Origin of the sequence: Scandinavium sp. (assembly GCF_051650185.1) — a bacterium.
GTDB lineage: Bacteria > Pseudomonadota > Gammaproteobacteria > Enterobacterales > Enterobacteriaceae > Scandinavium.
The window spans coordinates 18,092-34,881 of record NZ_JBOFIN010000028.1 but is presented as its reverse complement, the minus strand read 5'-3'; the positions used below and the strand labels follow the sequence as shown (position 1 = coordinate 34,881).

General features: G+C 53.4%; 11 protein-coding genes. 7 read left to right on the top strand and 4 right to left on the bottom strand.

Annotated features, from left to right (window positions below):
• Nucleotides 1-2: 2 nt before the first annotated feature.
• From cmoM to ACRCWW_RS03665, 7 genes are all read left to right on the top strand, one after another.
• Nucleotides 3-797, top strand: a complete 795-nt coding sequence (gene cmoM, locus ACRCWW_RS03695; RefSeq protein WP_438681189.1) for a tRNA uridine 5-oxyacetic acid(34) methyltransferase CmoM — start codon at nt 3-5, stop codon at nt 795-797.
• Entirely contained in the window at nt 790-2,112 is a 1,323-nt protein-coding gene (gene mukF, locus ACRCWW_RS03690; RefSeq protein ID WP_404656939.1) for a chromosome partition protein MukF, read from the top strand. Before cmoM ends, mukF begins: the two co-directional genes overlap by 8 nt.
• Nucleotides 2,093-2,803 (top strand): chromosome partition protein MukE, encoded by a 711-nt coding sequence (gene mukE / locus ACRCWW_RS03685; protein ID WP_438681188.1) that lies wholly within the window; start codon nt 2,093-2,095, stop codon nt 2,801-2,803. The genes mukF and mukE overlap by 20 nt, the downstream gene beginning before the upstream one ends.
• On the top strand, nt 2,803-7,251 hold the full coding sequence (gene mukB / locus ACRCWW_RS03680; RefSeq protein WP_438681187.1) for a chromosome partition protein MukB: 4,449 nt from the start codon (nt 2,803-2,805) through the stop codon (nt 7,249-7,251). Before mukE ends, mukB begins: the two co-directional genes overlap by 1 nt.
• A gap of 184 nt (nt 7,252-7,435) precedes the next feature.
• Nucleotides 7,436-9,241: a L,D-transpeptidase gene (gene ldtD, locus ACRCWW_RS03675; protein ID WP_438681186.1), complete on the top strand. Its 1,806-nt coding sequence runs from the start codon at nt 7,436-7,438 to the stop codon at nt 9,239-9,241.
• 179 nt (nt 9,242-9,420) lie between these two features.
• Complete coding sequence (locus tag ACRCWW_RS03670) at nt 9,421-9,972, top strand: DUF882 domain-containing protein (protein WP_404657105.1); 552 nt, start codon at nt 9,421-9,423, stop codon at nt 9,970-9,972.
• A gap of 15 nt (nt 9,973-9,987) precedes the next feature.
• Complete coding sequence (locus ACRCWW_RS03665; protein ID WP_438681185.1) at nt 9,988-10,635, top strand: MBL fold metallo-hydrolase; 648 nt, start codon at nt 9,988-9,990, stop codon at nt 10,633-10,635.
• A gap of 56 nt (nt 10,636-10,691) precedes the next feature.
• On the opposite strand, the gene ACRCWW_RS03660 is transcribed toward ACRCWW_RS03665, so the two are convergent.
• From ACRCWW_RS03660 to pncB, 4 genes are all read right to left on the bottom strand, one after another.
• On the bottom strand, nt 10,692-11,882 hold the full coding sequence (locus ACRCWW_RS03660) for an amino acid aminotransferase (RefSeq protein WP_438681184.1): 1,191 nt from the start codon (nt 11,880-11,882) through the stop codon (nt 10,692-10,694).
• Between the two features lie 184 nt (nt 11,883-12,066).
• A complete protein-coding gene (locus ACRCWW_RS03655; RefSeq protein ID WP_438681183.1) occupies nt 12,067-13,248 on the bottom strand; it encodes a porin in 1,182 nt (393 codons plus the stop codon).
• Between the two features lie 604 nt (nt 13,249-13,852).
• Nucleotides 13,853-15,253, bottom strand: a complete 1,401-nt coding sequence (asnS, locus tag ACRCWW_RS03650) for an asparagine--tRNA ligase (RefSeq protein ID WP_330984332.1) — start codon at nt 15,251-15,253, stop codon at nt 13,853-13,855.
• A gap of 172 nt (nt 15,254-15,425) precedes the next feature.
• Nucleotides 15,426-16,628: a nicotinate phosphoribosyltransferase gene (pncB, locus tag ACRCWW_RS03645; RefSeq protein WP_438681182.1), complete on the bottom strand. Its 1,203-nt coding sequence runs from the start codon at nt 16,626-16,628 to the stop codon at nt 15,426-15,428.
• Nucleotides 16,629-16,790: the final 162 nt, after the last annotated feature.

Below are 16,790 nucleotides of genomic sequence, written 5' to 3'. Positions count from 1 at the left end.
GCGTGAAGGATCGCAATTTCGATGGTATCGCGGAACGCTTTTCGCGCAATATCTATGGCACCACCAAGGGCCAGCTTCGTCAGGCCATTCTGTGGCAGGATTTAGACCCTCTGCTGGCCACCTTCGGCGATAAACCGCTGCGCATTCTGGACGCTGGCGGCGGAGCCGGGCAAATGGCAATTCGGATGGCAGAGCGCGGGCATCATGTTACCCTATGCGATCTGTCGGCGGAGATGATAGCCCTGGCAAAACAGGCCGCCGATGAGAAAGGTGTGAGCCACAACATGCATTTTGTACAATGCCCGGTGCAGGACATTGCGCAGCATTTGGAAAGCCCGGTTGATCTGATATTGTGCCATGCTGTGCTCGAATGGGTTGGCGATCCGCAAACGGTGTTGCAGGCGCTGTGGTCGGCACTGAGGGCAGACGGCGCGTTGTCGTTAATGTTCTACAATGCTAACGGTCTGCTGATGCACAACATGGTGGTGACCAACTTCGACTATGTCGCATTGGGCATGCCAAAAACCCGTAAGCGCAAGCTTTCGCCAGACTATCCACGCGATCCGCAGCAGGTTTACCGCTGGCTGGAAGAGGCGGGCTGGAAAATCACCGGCAAAACCGGTGTGCGGGTATTTCATGATTATCTGCGTGAAAAACACAAGCAGCATGAGCGCTATGAGCAGCTGCTGGCATTAGAAACTCGCTATTGCCGTGAGGAACCCTGGGTGAGCCTGGGTCGCTATATTCATGTCACCGCGCGAAAACCGCAGGTAGATACAAGGACTAACGATGAGTGATTTTTCCCAGACAGTCCCCGAACTGGTTGCCTGGGCCAGAAAAAATGATTTTTCGATCTCGTTGCCGGTCGACAGACTGTCGTTCCTGATGGCCGTGGCGACACTGAATGGCGAACGGCTTGAAGGCGAGCTTACCGAGGGTGAGCTGATTGACGCTTTCCGCCACGTCAGTGATGCGTTTGAGCAAACCAGCGAAACCATCAGCGTGCGCGCGAACAACGCGATCAACGATATGGTGCGTCAACGTCTGCTGAACCGCTTTACCAGCGAAATCACGGAAGGGAATGCCATCTACCGCCTGACGCCGCTTGGCATCGGGATCACGGACTATTACATTCGCCAGCGTGAATTTTCGACGCTGCGCCTGTCAATGCAGCTCTCTATTGTTGGCGGCGAGCTGAAGCGTGCGGCCGATGCGGCAGAAGAGGGCGGTGATGAGTTTCACTGGCACCGCAACGTTTATGCGCCGCTCAAGTACTCGGTTGCCGAGATTTTTGACAGCATCGATTTAACCCAGCGTCTGATGGACGAGCAGCAGCAAACGGTGAAAGATGACATCGCTCAGCTGCTGAATAAAGACTGGCGAGCGGCTATCTCAAGCTGTGAAATGCTGCTGTCCGAAACCTCAGGTACGCTGCGCGAACTGCAGGATACGCTCGAAGCGGCAGGCGACAAGCTCCAGGCAAACCTGCTGCGTATTCAGGACTCGACCATGACCCATGACGATCTGCATTTTGTCGATCGTCTTGTGTTCGACCTGCAAAGCAAGCTGGATCGTATTGTCAGTTGGGGGCAGCAGGCTATCGACCTGTGGATCGGTTACGATCGCCACGTGCATAAATTTATCCGTACCGCGATCGACATGGATAAAAACCGCGTCTTTGCCCAACGACTTCGCGTCTCCGTACAGAACTATTTCGATGCGCCGTGGGCACTGACCTACGCAAATGCCGATCGTCTGTTCGATATGCGTGACGAAGAGATGGCGCTGAGTGAAGCCGAAGTGACCGGGGAACTTCCACCGGATCTGGAGTACGAAGAGTTTAATGAAATCCGCGAGCAGCTGGCGGCACTGATTGAAGCACAGCTTGTCATCTATAAGGACAAAGGACTGCCGCTGGATTTAGGCCTGGTGGTGCGCGAATATCTGGCGCAGTACCCTCGTGCTCGTCACTTTGACGTGGCGCGTATCGTGGTGGACCAGGCTGTCCGTCTGGGCGTTGCACAAGCAGATTTCACCGGACTGCCGCCGAAGTGGCAGCCGATTAATGATTACGGAGCCAAGGTACAGGCACATGTCATCGACAAATATTGAACACGTGATGCCAGTAAAACTGGCACAGGCCCTGGCCAACCCATTATTTCCAGCCCTGGACAGCGCATTGCGTTCTGGTCGTCACATTGGCCTGGATGAGCTGGATAACCACGCCTTTTTGATGGATTTTCAGGAATACCTGGAAGAATTTTATACCCGTTATAACGTGGAGCTGATTCGTGCGCCGGAAGGTTTCTTCTATTTGCGTCCGCGTTCCACCACGCTGATCCCGCGCTCTGTGCTCTCAGAGCTGGACATGATGGTCGGAAAAATTCTTTGCTATCTGTACCTCAGCCCGGAACGTCTGGCGAATGAAGGGATCTTTACCCAGCAGGAACTGTATGACGAGCTGTTAAGCCTGGCGGATGAAAGCAAACTGCTGAAGCTGGTCAATAACCGTTCCACCGGGTCCGATCTCGACAGACAAAAGCTGCAGGAAAAAGTGCGTTCGTCACTGAACCGCCTGCGCCGCCTGGGCATGGTGTGGTTTATGGGCCATGACAGCAGCAAATTCCGCATCACGGAATCGGTGTTTCGCTTTGGTGCGGACGTCCGTTCTGGCGACGACGCACGCGAAGCTCAACTGCGTATGATCCGCGACGGTGAAGCGATGGCGATTGAAAATCATCTGCAACTCAATGACGAGAATGAAGACGCTCAGCCGGATATGGATAGCGGGGAGGAAGAGTAATGCTTGAACGTGGTAAGTTTCGTTCACTAACCCTGGTTAACTGGAACGGCTTCTTTGCCCGAACGTTTGATCTGGATGAACTGGTTACCACCCTCTCGGGCGGTAACGGTGCGGGTAAATCCACCACCATGGCGGCCTTCGTCACAGCGCTGATCCCTGATTTAACGCTGCTGCACTTCCGTAACACCACGGAAGCGGGTGCCACCAGTGGCTCACGTGATAAAGGCCTGCACGGTAAGCTGAAAGCGGGTGTCTGTTATTCGATGCTCGATGTGGTTAACTCCCGTCATCAGCGCGTGCTGGTGGGCGTTCGTCTGCAGCAGGTCGCCGGGCGTGACCGTAAAGTCGACATCAAACCGTTTGCGATTCAGGGCCTGCCGATGTCAGTGCAGCCAACGCAGCTGGTGACAGAAACGCTGAACGATCGTCAGGCTCGTGTGCTGAGTCTGCAGGAGCTGAAAGATAAGCTCGATGAGATGGAAGGCGTGCAGTTTAAGCAGTTCAACTCCATCACCGACTACCACTCTTTGATGTTCGATTTGGGCGTAGTGGCGCGTCGTCTGCGTTCTGCCTCCGATCGTAGTAAGTACTACCGTCTGATTGAGGCCTCGCTGTACGGCGGGATTTCCAGTGCCATTACCCGCTCTCTGCGTGATTACCTGTTACCGGAGAACAGTGGCGTACGTAAGGCGTTTCAGGATATGGAAGCGGCGCTGCGTGAAAACCGCATGACGCTGGAAGCTATCCGCGTCACGCAATCAGACCGCGACCTGTTTAAGCACCTTATCTCTGAAGCGACAGATTACGTGGCCGCAGACTACATGCGTCACGCCAACGAGCGTCGAGTGCACCTGGACAAAGCGCTTGAGTTCCGTCGTGAGCTGTACACTTCACGCCAGCAGCTGGCTGCAGAGCAGTTTAAGCATGTCGATATGGCACGCGAGCTGCAGGAACACAGCGGAGCGGAAGGTGATCTTGAAGCCGATTATCAGGCCGCAAGCGATCACCTGAACCTGGTTCAGACCGCGCTGCGTCAGCAGGAGAAAATCGAGCGCTATGAAGCGGATCTCGATGAGCTGCAAATCCGTCTGGAAGAACAAAACGAAGTCGTAGCAGAGGCTGCCGAACAGCAGGAAGAGAACGAAGCCCGTGCTGAAGCGGCAGAGCTGGAAGTCGATGAGCTGAAAAACCAGCTGGCTGATTATCAACAGGCGCTCGATGTCCAGCAAACGCGCGCGATTCAGTACAGCCAGGCGTTGCAGGCGCTACAACGCGCCAAAGAGCTTTGCCATCTGCCCGATCTGACGCCAGAAAGTGCAGACGAATGGCTGGAGACGTTCCAGGCGAAAGAGCAGGAAGCCACTGAAAAACTGCTGTCGCTGGAACAGAAAATGAGCGTGGCGCAAACCGCTCATAGCCAGTTCGAACAGGCGTATCAGCTGGTCACGGCGATCAACGGCCCTGTTGCCCGTAGCGAAGCGTGGGATGTTGCCCGCGACTTATTGCGCGAAGGCGTCAATCATCGTCATCAGGCTGAGCAGGCACAATCGCTGCGCGGACGTCTGAACGAACTTGAGCAACGTCTGCGCGAACAGCAGGACGGGGAACGTCTGCTGGCAGAGTTCTGCAAGCGTCAGGGCAAGCATTACGAAGTTGATGAGCTGGAAGATTTACACCAGGAGCTGGAAGAGCGCATTGCCGCGCTGTCCGATTCGGTGTCGTCCGCCAGTGAACATCGCATGCAGCTGCGCCAGGAGCTGGAGCAACTGCAAGGGCGCACTCAGGCTTTGCTGCAGCGCGCACCTGTGTGGCTGGCGGCTCAAAGCAGCCTGACTCAGTTGAGCGAGCAGAGCGGCGAACAGTTCGAATCCAGCCAGGATGTGACTGAATATCTGCAACAATTGCTGGAGCGCGAGCGTGAAGCCATTGTTGAACGAGACGAAGTGGGCAACCGCAAGCGTATCGTGGACGAAGAAATTGAGCGACTGAGCCAGCCTGGCGGTTCTGAAGATCAGCGTCTGAATACGCTGGCAGAACGTTTCGGCGGCGTGCTGCTGTCCGAGATTTACGACGACGTCAGCCTGGAAGATGCACCTTACTTCTCTGCGCTTTATGGCCCGTCGCGTCATGCGATCGTGGTGCCCGATCTGTCGCAGATCGCCGAACAGCTCGAAGGGCTGGAAGATTGCCCGGAAGATCTCTATCTGATTGAAGGGGATCCGCAGTCTTTCGATGACAGCGTATTTACCGTCGATGAGCTGGAAAAAGCGGTGGTGGTTAAAGTCGCCGATCGTCAGTGGCGTTATTCCCGCTTCCCGTCAGTGCCACTGTTTGGCCGCGCGGCGCGTGAAAACCGCATTGAAACGCTGCATGCCGAGCGTGAAACACTGTCTGAGCGTTTCGCCACCCTGTCGTTTGATGTGCAGAAAACGCAACGTCTGCATCAGGCTTTCAGCCGCTTCATCGGCAGCCATCTGGCTGTAGCGTTTGAAGCCGATCCGGAAGCAGAAATTCGCAAACTCAATACCCGTCGCACAGAGCTGGAGCGTGCGCTGAGCAATCATGAAAATGATAACCAGCAGAGCCGCACCCAGTTCGAACAAGCGAAAGAGGGTGTTGCCCAGCTGAACCGCCTGCTGCCACGCCTGAATTTGCTGGCCGATGAGACACTTGCTGACCGTGTGGATGAAATTCAGGAACGTCTGGATGAAGCACAGGAAGCTGCACGCTTTATCCAGCAGCATGGCAACCAGCTGGCGAAACTGGAACCGATTGTCTCCGTGCTGCAAAGCGACCCGGAACAGTTCGAACAGCTTAAAGAAGATTATGCGTACTCGCAGCAGGTCCAGCGCGATGCTCGCCAGCAGGCCTTTGCTCTGACGGAAGTGGTTCAGCGTCGCGCTCACTTTGGTTACACCGATTCCGCAGAAATGCTGAACGGCAATACCGATCTGAACGAAAAACTGCGCCAGCGTCTGGAACAGGCAGAAACAGAACGTACTCGCGCTCGTGAAGCGCTGCGTAACCATGCGGCGCAACTGAGCCAGTACAGTCAGGTGATGGCGTCGCTGAAGAGTTCCTTCGACACCAAGAAAGAGCTGCTGACTGATTTGCACCGTGAGCTGCAGGACATCGGCGTTCGTGCGGACAGCGGGGCGGAAGAGCGTGCGCGTTCACGCCGTGATGAACTGCATACCCAGCTTTCCAACAACCGTAATCGCCGCAATCAGCTGGAAAAAGCGCTGACCTTCTGCGAAGCGGAGATGGATAACCTGACCCGTAAGCTGCGCAAACTGGAACGTGATTATCTGGAAATGCGCGAGCAGGTCGTCAGTGCGAAAGCGGGCTGGTGCGCAGTGATGCGTCTGGTGAAAGACAACAACGTCGAACGTCGCCTGCACCGTCGCGAACTGGCTTATCTCTCGGCCGATGATTTGCGTTCGATGTCGGATAAGGCATTGGGTGCGTTGCGTCTGGCGGTGGCAGATAACGAACATCTGCGCGATGTTCTGCGTATGTCCGAAGATCCTAAACGTCCGGAACGTAAAATTCAGTTCTTCGTGGCTGTTTATCAGCATCTGCGCGAACGTATCCGTCAGGATATTATTCGCACCGACGATCCGGTAGAAGCCATCGAGCAAATGGAAATCGAGCTGGGCCGTCTGACCGAAGAATTGACCGCCCGTGAGCAGAAGCTGGCTATCAGTTCCCGCAGCGTGGCGAATATCATTCGTAAGACCATTCAGCGCGAACAGAACCGTATTCGCATGCTCAACCAGGGCTTGCAGAGCGTGTCGTTCGGTCAGGTGAACAGCGTTCGTCTGAACGTGAATGTTCGTGAAACACACTCGACGCTCTTGTCGGTGCTTTCGGAACAGCACGAACAGCATCAGGACCTGTTTAACAGCAACCGTCTGACCTTCTCCGAAGCGCTGGCGAAACTGTATCAGCGCCTGAATCCGCAGATTGACATGGGCCAGCGTACGCCGCAAACCATTGGTGAAGAGCTGCTGGACTACCGTAACTACCTGGAAATGGAAGTTGAGGTTAACCGTGGTTCGGATGGCTGGCTGCGTGCAGAATCGGGTGCGCTCTCAACCGGTGAAGCGATCGGGACGGGGATGTCAATTCTGGTGATGGTTGTCCAAAGCTGGGAAGATGAGTCTCGTCGTCTGCGCGGCAAAGACATTTCGCCTTGCCGACTGTTGTTCCTTGATGAAGCGGCGCGTCTTGATGCTCGTTCCATTGCCACGCTGTTTGAGCTCTGCGATCGTCTGGAAATGCAGCTCATCATTGCAGCGCCTGAAAACATCAGTCCCGAAAAAGGCACAACCTACAAACTGGTGCGTAAAGTGTTCCAGAATACTGAACACGTTCACGTGGTGGGATTGCGTGGATTTGCCGCTCAGCTTCCGGAAACACTGCCAGGTACGGCAGACGCTTCCTGACCGAAACGGCTTTTTTAAAAAGGGCACCTCGAAAGGGTGCCCTTTTTGTTATCCTGTTTTGCCTGAAAGGGGTGTATTATCTTTAATCTTCTTTACATTTGGTCAGGCAAAAGTATTTTTGTCTTTATATACTGAGAGTAAGCCCCGGTGGGTGTGGGTAGTATAAACAAACAGGGGGCAAGGGATGTCACTGGATAAAGTATATGGTCGTCGGCTGTCAGGGCTGAGTTTGAGCCTGATGCTGACATTTGCTCCACTGTTTAGCGTTCAGGCGGATGAGCCTGAGCTTGTGCCAACAGACGGCTCAGCAACGCTGGGTGACGCCTCACAGGTTCTGACGCAGGTCGATGGATTGTCGCCTGCAGTGTCAATGATGGCGGGGCTGCAACCCTTGCCCGAAGGTGCGGCGGCAAAAAGCCGGGCCGATATTCAATCCCTTCTTCCTGGCAATACCTCTCCGGTTTATCTCAATCAACTGGCCGCGCTGTATGCCGCCAGAGAGATGAAGCCGATGTGGGAAAATCGAGACGCCGTTCAGGCCTTCCAGCAGCAGTTGGCGGAAGTCGCTATTGCCGGTTTTCAGCCTCAATTCACTCGTTGGGTTGAGTTACTGACTGACCCGGCGGTCAGCGGTTTAGCCCGTGATGTTGTGCTCTCTGATGCGATGATGGGTTATTTGCAGTTTGTCAGCAGTATCCCTGTGCAGGGGAACCGCTGGCTCTACAGCGATAAACCTTACACGCTGGCAACGCCTCCGCTTTCCGTGATTAACCAATGGCAACTGGCGCTGGATAAAGGCGCTGCCGCTCAGTTTATTGCCGGATTAGTGCCCCAACATCCCCAATATGCCGCGATGCATCAGGCGCTGCTTGCGCAACTGACGGATTCCCGTCCCTGGCCTCAGCTTACCAGTACCGTCAAACTGAGCCCGGGGCAGTGGAGTAAAGATGTTCCGGCTTTGCGTGAAATCTTACAGCGCACTGGCATGATGGACGGTGGCCCGGATATTGCGCTACCTGGCGATTCACCGGTGGTCAGCCCTTCGGCTGCTGGCGTTAAGAAAAAAAGCGGCAGTACGGCGCCAGCAGTGTATGACCGTCAATTGGTCGATGCCGTGAAGCGCTTCCAGGCCTGGCAAGGTCTGGGTGCTGATGGCGTTATCGGGCAATCGACGAGGGACTGGCTGAATGTCAGCCCAGCCCAGCGTGCGGGCGTGCTGGCACTGAATATTCAGCGTTTGCGCCTGTTGCCGGGCAAACTTTCCACCGGGATCATGGTGAACATTCCTGCCTATTCTTTGGTGTACTACCTGGATGGCAATCAGGTACTGGCCTCACGAGTTATCGTCGGACGCCCTGATCGTAAAACGCCGATGATGAGCAGCGCGTTGAATAATGTGGTTGTGAACCCGCCATGGAATGTGCCGCCAACGCTTGCGCGCAAAGACATTCTGCCGAAGGTACAGAACGATCCTAGCTACCTGGAGCAGCATGGCTACACCGTCATTCGTGGCTGGAACAGCAAAGAAACGATTAACCCTTATCAGGTCGACTGGTCAACCATCACGGCATCGAACCTGCCGTTCCGTTTCCAGCAGGCGCCTGGCGCGCGTAATTCACTGGGGCGCTATAAATTCAACATGCCAAGTTCGGATGCAATCTACTTGCACGACACGCCGAACCATAACCTGTTCCAGAAAGACACTCGAGCCCTGAGTTCAGGGTGCGTGCGCGTCAACAAAGCGTCTGAACTGGCGAATATGCTGTTGCAGGATGCGGGCTGGAATGACTCACGGATTTCGGACGCTCTGAAGCAGGGTGATACGCGCTACGTCAATATTCGGCAAAATATTCCAGTGAATCTGTATTATCTGACGGCCTTTGTCGGCGCGGATGGCCGCCCGCAATATCGTACAGATATTTACAATTATGATCTCACTGCGCGATCTGGCGCACAAATTTTGCCAAAAGCGGAACAATTAATCAGGTAAATGAAGAAGTTCAGGAAAATCAGGTGTCGTAGGTAATAGTCAATTCGGGCTCATCTTGCTGTAGAGCCCGTATTTACTGGGGTTAGGGTGCCTTGACGTCAGCGCTTTTGGCGGTTAAGGTGCCCTTCGTGCGCCAGAAGTGCATAAATAACGACCATTTACTTGTAGACCTGATTATCATGGACAAATTTGACGCTAATCGCCGCAAATTGCTGGCGTTGGGTGGTGTTGCGCTCGGCGCAGCGGCCATCCTTCCGACGCCAGCATTTGCCACCCTCTCGACACCTCGTCCGCGTATTTTGACGCTCAATAACCTGCACACCGGTGAATCGCTCAAAGCGGAGTTTTTCGATGGCAGAGGCTATATTCAGGATGAATTAGCAAGACTTAACCATTTTTTCCGTGATTTCCGCGCGAATAAAATAAAGTCCATCGACCCAAAATTGTTTGACCACCTTTACCGCCTTCAGGGACTGTTGGGGACCAACAAGCCTGTGCAGCTGATCTCGGGTTATCGCTCATTAGATACCAATGATGAATTACGCGCGCACAGCCGCGGTGTGGCAAAGCACAGCTACCACACCAAAGGCCAGGCGATGGATTTTCATATTGAAGGTGTTTCGTTAAGCAATATTCGCAAAGCCGCGTTATCTATGCGCGCAGGTGGTGTAGGATATTACCCACGTAGCAACTTTGTGCATATTGATACCGGTCCGGTGAGGACCTGGTAACGAAACAGGAGCAACATGAACTATCGTATTATTCCGGTTACGGCTTTCGCCCAGAATTGTTCGCTCATCTGGTGTGAGCAGACGAAGCTCGCTGCGCTGGTGGATCCGGGCGGTGACGCTGAGCGTATCAAACAGGAAGTTGAAGCAGCAGGTGTCACGCTGATGCAAATCCTGTTAACTCATGGTCATCTTGATCACGTGGGAGCCGCCGCTGAACTGGCCGCGCACTATGGCGTGCCCGTTATTGGCCCGGAAAAAGAAGATGAGTTCTGGCTCACGGGGCTGCCGGCACAAAGCCGGATGTTCGGCCTCGAAGATTGTCAGCCTTTGACGCCAGACCGCTGGTTAGCGGAAGGTGACAGCGTAAGCGTGGGCAATATCAGCCTTCAAGTCTTACACTGTCCAGGGCATACACCGGGTCATATCGTGTTTTTCGACAAAGCCTCAGAGCTGTTGATTTCCGGCGATGTGATTTTCAAAGGTGGAGTAGGGCGCAGTGATTTCCCGCGTGGCGACCATGGGCAGCTTATCGATTCGATTAAGCGTAAATTGTTGCCGCTAGGGGATGATGTGAGTTTTATTCCAGGCCATGGCCCAATGTCGACGCTCGGTTATGAGCGGCTGCACAATCCTTTCCTGCAGGATGAAATGCCTGTCTGGTAAACAAGAACACATTAAAAAGGCCGCTACTGTTAGCGGCCTTTTTCTTTATGGCTGGCTTACAGCACGGCCACAATCGCTTCGCACAGCGGCGCCATGTTGTCCGGCGTCATGCCCGCAACGTTAATACGCCCGGAAGCGACGGCGTAAACGCCGAACTCTTCACGCAGACGCAGTACCTGTTCTTTCGTCAGACCACTGAAGGAGAACATGCCGTTCTGTTTGGTGATAAAGCTGAAATCGCGATCTGCCCCTTTCTCCGCCAGGGTGTTCACAAACAGCAGGCGCATGCGCTGGATACGCTGGCGCATATCGGTCAGCTCTTGTTCCCAGATAGCACGCAGCGCGTCGTTGCTGAGAATAGTCGCCACAACAGAGGCACCGTGGGCCGGTGGGTTAGAGTAGTTAGCACGAATGACAGACTTCATCTGGCTGAATGCCCGGTCAGCGCTGTCTGTGTCTGCAGAGACTAAAGTACAGGCACCGACACGTTCGTTATACAGACCGAAGTTTTTGGAGAAGGAGCTCGCGACCAGCAGCTCTTTATGTACGGCTGCGAACGCGCGCAGGCCTTCAGCATCTTCTTCCAGGCCGCGAGCAAAGCCCTGATAGGCGAAGTCGAACAGCGGCAGCCAGCCTTTTTCGACAGACAGACTGGCAAGCTGTTGCCACTGTTCAAGCGTAGGGTCGATACCGGTTGGGTTATGGCAGCAGCCATGGAACAGCACCACATCACCCGCTTGCGCTTCATTCAGGCTTGCTACCAGGCCGTCAAAATCGAGCGCATGCGCTGCTGAATCATAATAAGTGTATTCACGAACTTCCAGACCCGCAGAATTGAACACGCCTTTGTGGTTTGGCCAGCTTGGGTTGCTGACCCAAATGCGTTTTACATCCGTGTTTTTCGCCAGAAAATCCGCTGCAACGCGCAGAGCACCGGTACCGCCTGGCGTCTGAGCTGTACGTGCACGTTTGTCACTCACAATCGCGCTGCCTTTTCCGAACAGGAGTTCCTGGGTGCAGCGACCGAATTCAGGAATACCATCAATGCCGAGGTAGTTTTTGGTGGTTTCATTTTCCAGCAAATAAAGCTCAGCTTTTTTTACGCTGGTCAGGACCGGGGTTTTACCGGTCTCATCTTTGTAAACACCAATCCCGAGGTTGATTTTCCCGGGGCGGTCATCGGCACGAAACAGATCGGCCAGGCCCAGAATGGGGTCGGCAGGGGCAGCGGTTATGTTCTCAAACATGACGAGGTTCCATTGTGGTTACTGAGGGGAAATTCGTTATCAGGTTAACGGTAGAATCATGAAATGCCAACCGTTTGCGACAAAAAGGGTAAGGCTTTTTCAAAGTCGGGATTTTTTCCTGACGGACATAAAAAAACAGGGCCGAAGCCCTGTTTCTTAAGCATATAACAAAGTGGCGTAGCGATTAGAACTGGTAAACGATACCGACAGCAGCCTGGTCGTCAGTCGCCTGGCCAGAAGCTTTCGCGTAGTCGTTGTCGTCCAGCAGGTTGAATTTGTACGCTGCATAGACGTTCATGTTCTTGTTGAAGTAGTACCAGGTACCCACTTCAACGTATTTAACCAGGTCAGCATCGCCGCCAGCGAAGCCTGGGCGAGCCAGCAGGTCTTTACCTTTAGACTGGACGTAGCCCAGGGATGGACGCAGACCGAAGTCGAACTGGTACTGAACTACGGCTTCGATGTTCTGAGTTTTGTTCGCGAAGTTGTTGTCTGGCTCGCGAGTCATGTTGTAAGTCTGAGCATACATCAGAGCAGCATAGACGTTGTTCGCGTCGTATTTAGCCGCAGTAGACCATGCTTCAGCGCGGTCGCCGCCAGCGCTTGCGCCACCGTAAACGGTACCGTTTGGTGCAGTAAAGGTCTGTGGGTTAACCTGGTCGTTGGTACGGTCAGCACTCTCGTAACCAGCAGCTACGCTGAAGCCTTCCAGGAATTCGTACTGAACGGAGGTACTTACGCCGTCGCCGTTCGCTTTTGCACCGTTACCACCCAGAGTAACGTTTTCTGGTTGACCGTTATCGGTGTAATCAACGGTGATTGGGCTGTTACGCTCGTTTTTACCCTGATACTGCAGGGCGAAGCTCAGGCCATCGACCAGACCGAAGAAGTTGTTGTTACGGTAGGTCAGAACGCCAGTGGTACGGCCGTTCATGAAGTTGTCGGTCGCAGCCCAGGAATCGCCGCCCCACTCAACCAGCATATCGGTATAAGCCGCTACGTCGTAGATGGCGCCGTAGTTACGACCGTAGTCGATAGAGCCAGCGTCACCAAACTTCAGACCAGCGAACGCCAGACGGGTTTTGGTGCCCTGAGAACCTTCGGTGTTAGAGGCATCGAGGTTGTATTCCCACTGACCGTAACCGGTGATTTGGTCGTTGATCTGAGTTTCACCTTTGAAGCCGATACGGGCATAGGTGGTGTCATCGCTGGAGGTGTCGCCGTTGGTGGTCCAAATGTGTTCCCCAACTGCTTTACCGTAGAAATCCAGTTTGTTGGCATTTTTGTTATAGATTTCTGCTGCGTTTGCCGCACCAGCTGCCAACAGGGCAGGGATAACCACTGCCAGGATATTGCGCTTCATCATTATTTATTACCCTCATTAGGTTTTTTATGGACACTTGCCACTGCCGCCAATAAGTTTCGTCAATAAAAATTTACGGAACTATTGATGAGAGTTTGGTGTCTTTCTGTGTCTGAGAGGCATATTTCCATTCATGACAACGTTTCGCTAGCCTGAAAGTGCTACAAATATCGTAAATAAGTTACAAAAAGAAATAATGTGTAATTAAATGTGTAAATTCGGGAACTTTGTGAAGCATCTCAAATTTCCTGGACTACCGCTGAATTAATCAACAACCCCTTATCTATCTATATGAAAAGCTTATTATTAATTTAAATAACGCCTTTTCTTATCTAAGAATGCTTCTCATCTCACTTTTTCATATGACGCAAAGTTAGCTTTTCGTGCGCGTTGCTGGTGCTCAGTTTGTGTGCTAAGCCCTAAGGCAATCCTTAAGTGCAATAGATGTGTTGGTGAGATTTTGTGCGGAAGTATTTCAGGACACGAGGTGTAACATTTCGCTTAAGGGAAGGGGTTGATGTTTATGTTTGTAGAAATTCGCTAACAAATTCTGACAAACGCAAAAAAAAGCCAGCAGGAAGGCTGCTGGCTTTTTGTGTTTCTTAAATCAGAAACTGGCGTTACGTGGAGTACGCGGGAAGGGGATCACGTCACGAACGTTTTGCACGCCGGTGACGTAGGCAATCAGACGTTCAAAACCAAGACCAAAACCAGAATGTGGCACGGTGCCATAGCGACGCAGGTCACGATACCAGCCATAGTCTTCTTTATTGAGACCCATTTCAGCCAGACGAGCATCCAGCACATCCAGACGCTCTTCACGCTGAGAACCACCGATGATCTCGCCGATGCCCGGAGCCAGAACGTCCATCGCAGCAACGGTCTTGCCGTCATCGTTAAGGCGCATATAGAAAGCCTTAATGTCTTTCGGGTAGTTTTTCACGACCACAGGGGCTTTGAAGTGTTTCTCGGCCAGATAGCGTTCGTGCTCGGAAGAGAGGTCAACGCCCCAGAATACCGGGTTCTCGAAGGTCTGACCGCAGTTTTCCAGAATGGTGATCGCATCGGTGTAATCCACCTGGGCAAAATCGGCTTTCACGAATTGCTCAAGGCGAGTGATGGCCTCTTTATCGACGCGCTCGGCAAAGAACTTCATATCATCCGCACGTTCGGTAAGCACGGCATTGAAAGCATATTTGAGCATGGCTTCAGCCAGCGCGGCGTTATCTTCCAGATCGGCGAAGGCCACTTCCGGCTCCAGCATCCAGAATTCCGCCAGGTGGCGGCTGGTGTTGGAGTTTTCTGCGCGGAACGTTGGGCCAAAGGTATACACCTTAGACAGCGCACAGGCATAGGTTTCAGCGTTCAACTGGCCTGAAACGGTCAGGAAAGATTCGCGACCAAAGAAGTCTTTGTCGTAATCAATTTTGCCCTGATCGTTGCGTGGCAGGTTTTCCAGATCCAGTGTGGAAACACGGAACATCTCGCCAGCACCTTCGGTATCCGATGCGGTGATAAGCGGAGTGGAAACCCAGAAGAAGCCTTCTTCGTGGAAGAAACGATGCAGCGCCTGAGCCAGTGTGTGGCGTACGCGAGCAACGGCACCGATCAGGTTGGTGCGTGGGCGCAGGTGAGCCACTTCACGCAGATACTCGATGCTGTGGCGTTTCGCCGCCATCGGGTACGTATCCGGATCTTCAACCCAGCCGGTGACTTCAATGTTCGTCGCCTGAATTTCGAAGCTCTGGCCCTGACCCTGAGAAGCCACGACTTTACCTGTGACAATAACGGAACAGCCCGTGGTCAGGCGCAGGACTTCCTGATTGTAATTCGGCAGAGAATTATTGATGACGGCCTGTACTGGATCAAAGCAGGAACCGTCATAGACGGCGAGGAAGGAAAAGCCAGCTTTAGAATCTCGACGGGTACGCACCCATCCGCGCACGGTGACTTCGCTGTCAACGGCTACGCGGCCCTGGAGTACGTCGGCTACAGGCACAACGCTCATAGTTATCTCTCTGTTAGTAGTCCGGAATAAGGTTTTCATTTCGCCCCCTCTATAAAGGGGGGACACCTATGTTACCTGTCATCTTTGTACTGACAAGAAAATTTCGCAGCGTTACAGGGAGATTTGAGAAAATAATAGAAAGAAGGGAGCCGTAAAGGCTCCCTTTTGTGGTTTAGCTGGCCTTTTTGACCTGAGGCAGGTCGAAGGCTTTACGCAAAGCCCGCACGAAGGCTTTGTCATGGCAGATGGTTTTGCCTGGGCTGTCGGAGAGTTTCGCCACCGGCTTACCGTTACATTCCACCAGTTTGATAACAATATTCAGCGGTTTCACCTGTGGGATATCGCACGTCAAACGGGTGCCAATACCAAAGCTCAGGTTCACCCGGGAAGAGAAGTGGCGATAAAGCTCAACAGCCTTCTTCAAATCCAGGTTATCGGAGAACACCAGCACTTTGCTCATTGGGTCGATACCCAGCTTCTTATAATGAGCAATGGCTTTTTCACCCCACTCAACCGGATCGCCGGAATCGTGGCGAAGGCCCTGATAACGCTCAGCAAACTCTGGGCCGAAATCGCGCAGGAAGGCATCCATGGTGATGCAATCGGTCAACGCGATACCCAGTTGATCCGGATATTCATCAAGCCACGCTGCTAGCGCCACTCGCTGGCTGGTCGCCAAATCCGGGCTGATTTGCTGATGCGCCTGGAACCATTCGTGCGCTTGCGTACCCATGGGAGTGAGTGACAAGCGACGCGCTAAATCGTAATTGCTGGTGCCAATAAACCATGGCTCCTGCTGCAAACGTTCAACGATAGCCTGCTGCACTTCGCGCGAGAAACGACGGCGAGTACCGAAGTCCATCAGCCGGAAGTCAGACATGTCCATACCAGCCGTTAACTGAGCGAAATCAGCCAGTTTGTGTTCAAGATGGTCGAGCGCAATCTGCACGCTGACTTCCGGTGAACGGTAGCGGTGCACCAGCTCGCTGATAACCGCTAACAGCGGTACTTCCCACATGATCACTTCACGCCACGGGCCTTCAAGGCGGATGTTCAGCTTGCCGTTGTCATTGGTGACCGTGACCTGCTGTGGGTTATAGCGAAACTCGCGCAGCCACTCGAGGTAGTCAGCTTTAAAGAAAGGCAGCCCGGACAGCCACTGGAACTCGTCGTCCTGGAGCCGGAGCGATTGCATCGCTTCGACTTGTTCACGAATGTCTTCGGCATAAATACCGAGCAAATCGTCACCGCGGCAGCGAAATTCTGCAGCCACTTGCACATCATAATAATGATGGAAGACGGCCTGCTGCATGTGCAGCTTATAAGCATCTGTATCCAGCAGAGTCTGCAGAACAGGGGAAGCGAATGGTGTCATGGTGCGCAATAGCATCCTCATAAAGGAGCGTTTAGTACAATAAACAACGGCTGAAACCGCAGGAGTATACCTTGTTTATCGATTTATTGAACCCCGATCACACCACAAGGGCGTAAGCGGGTGAAGGGCAAATCGTGCCGCCTGTTATCAAAATGTAGCAAT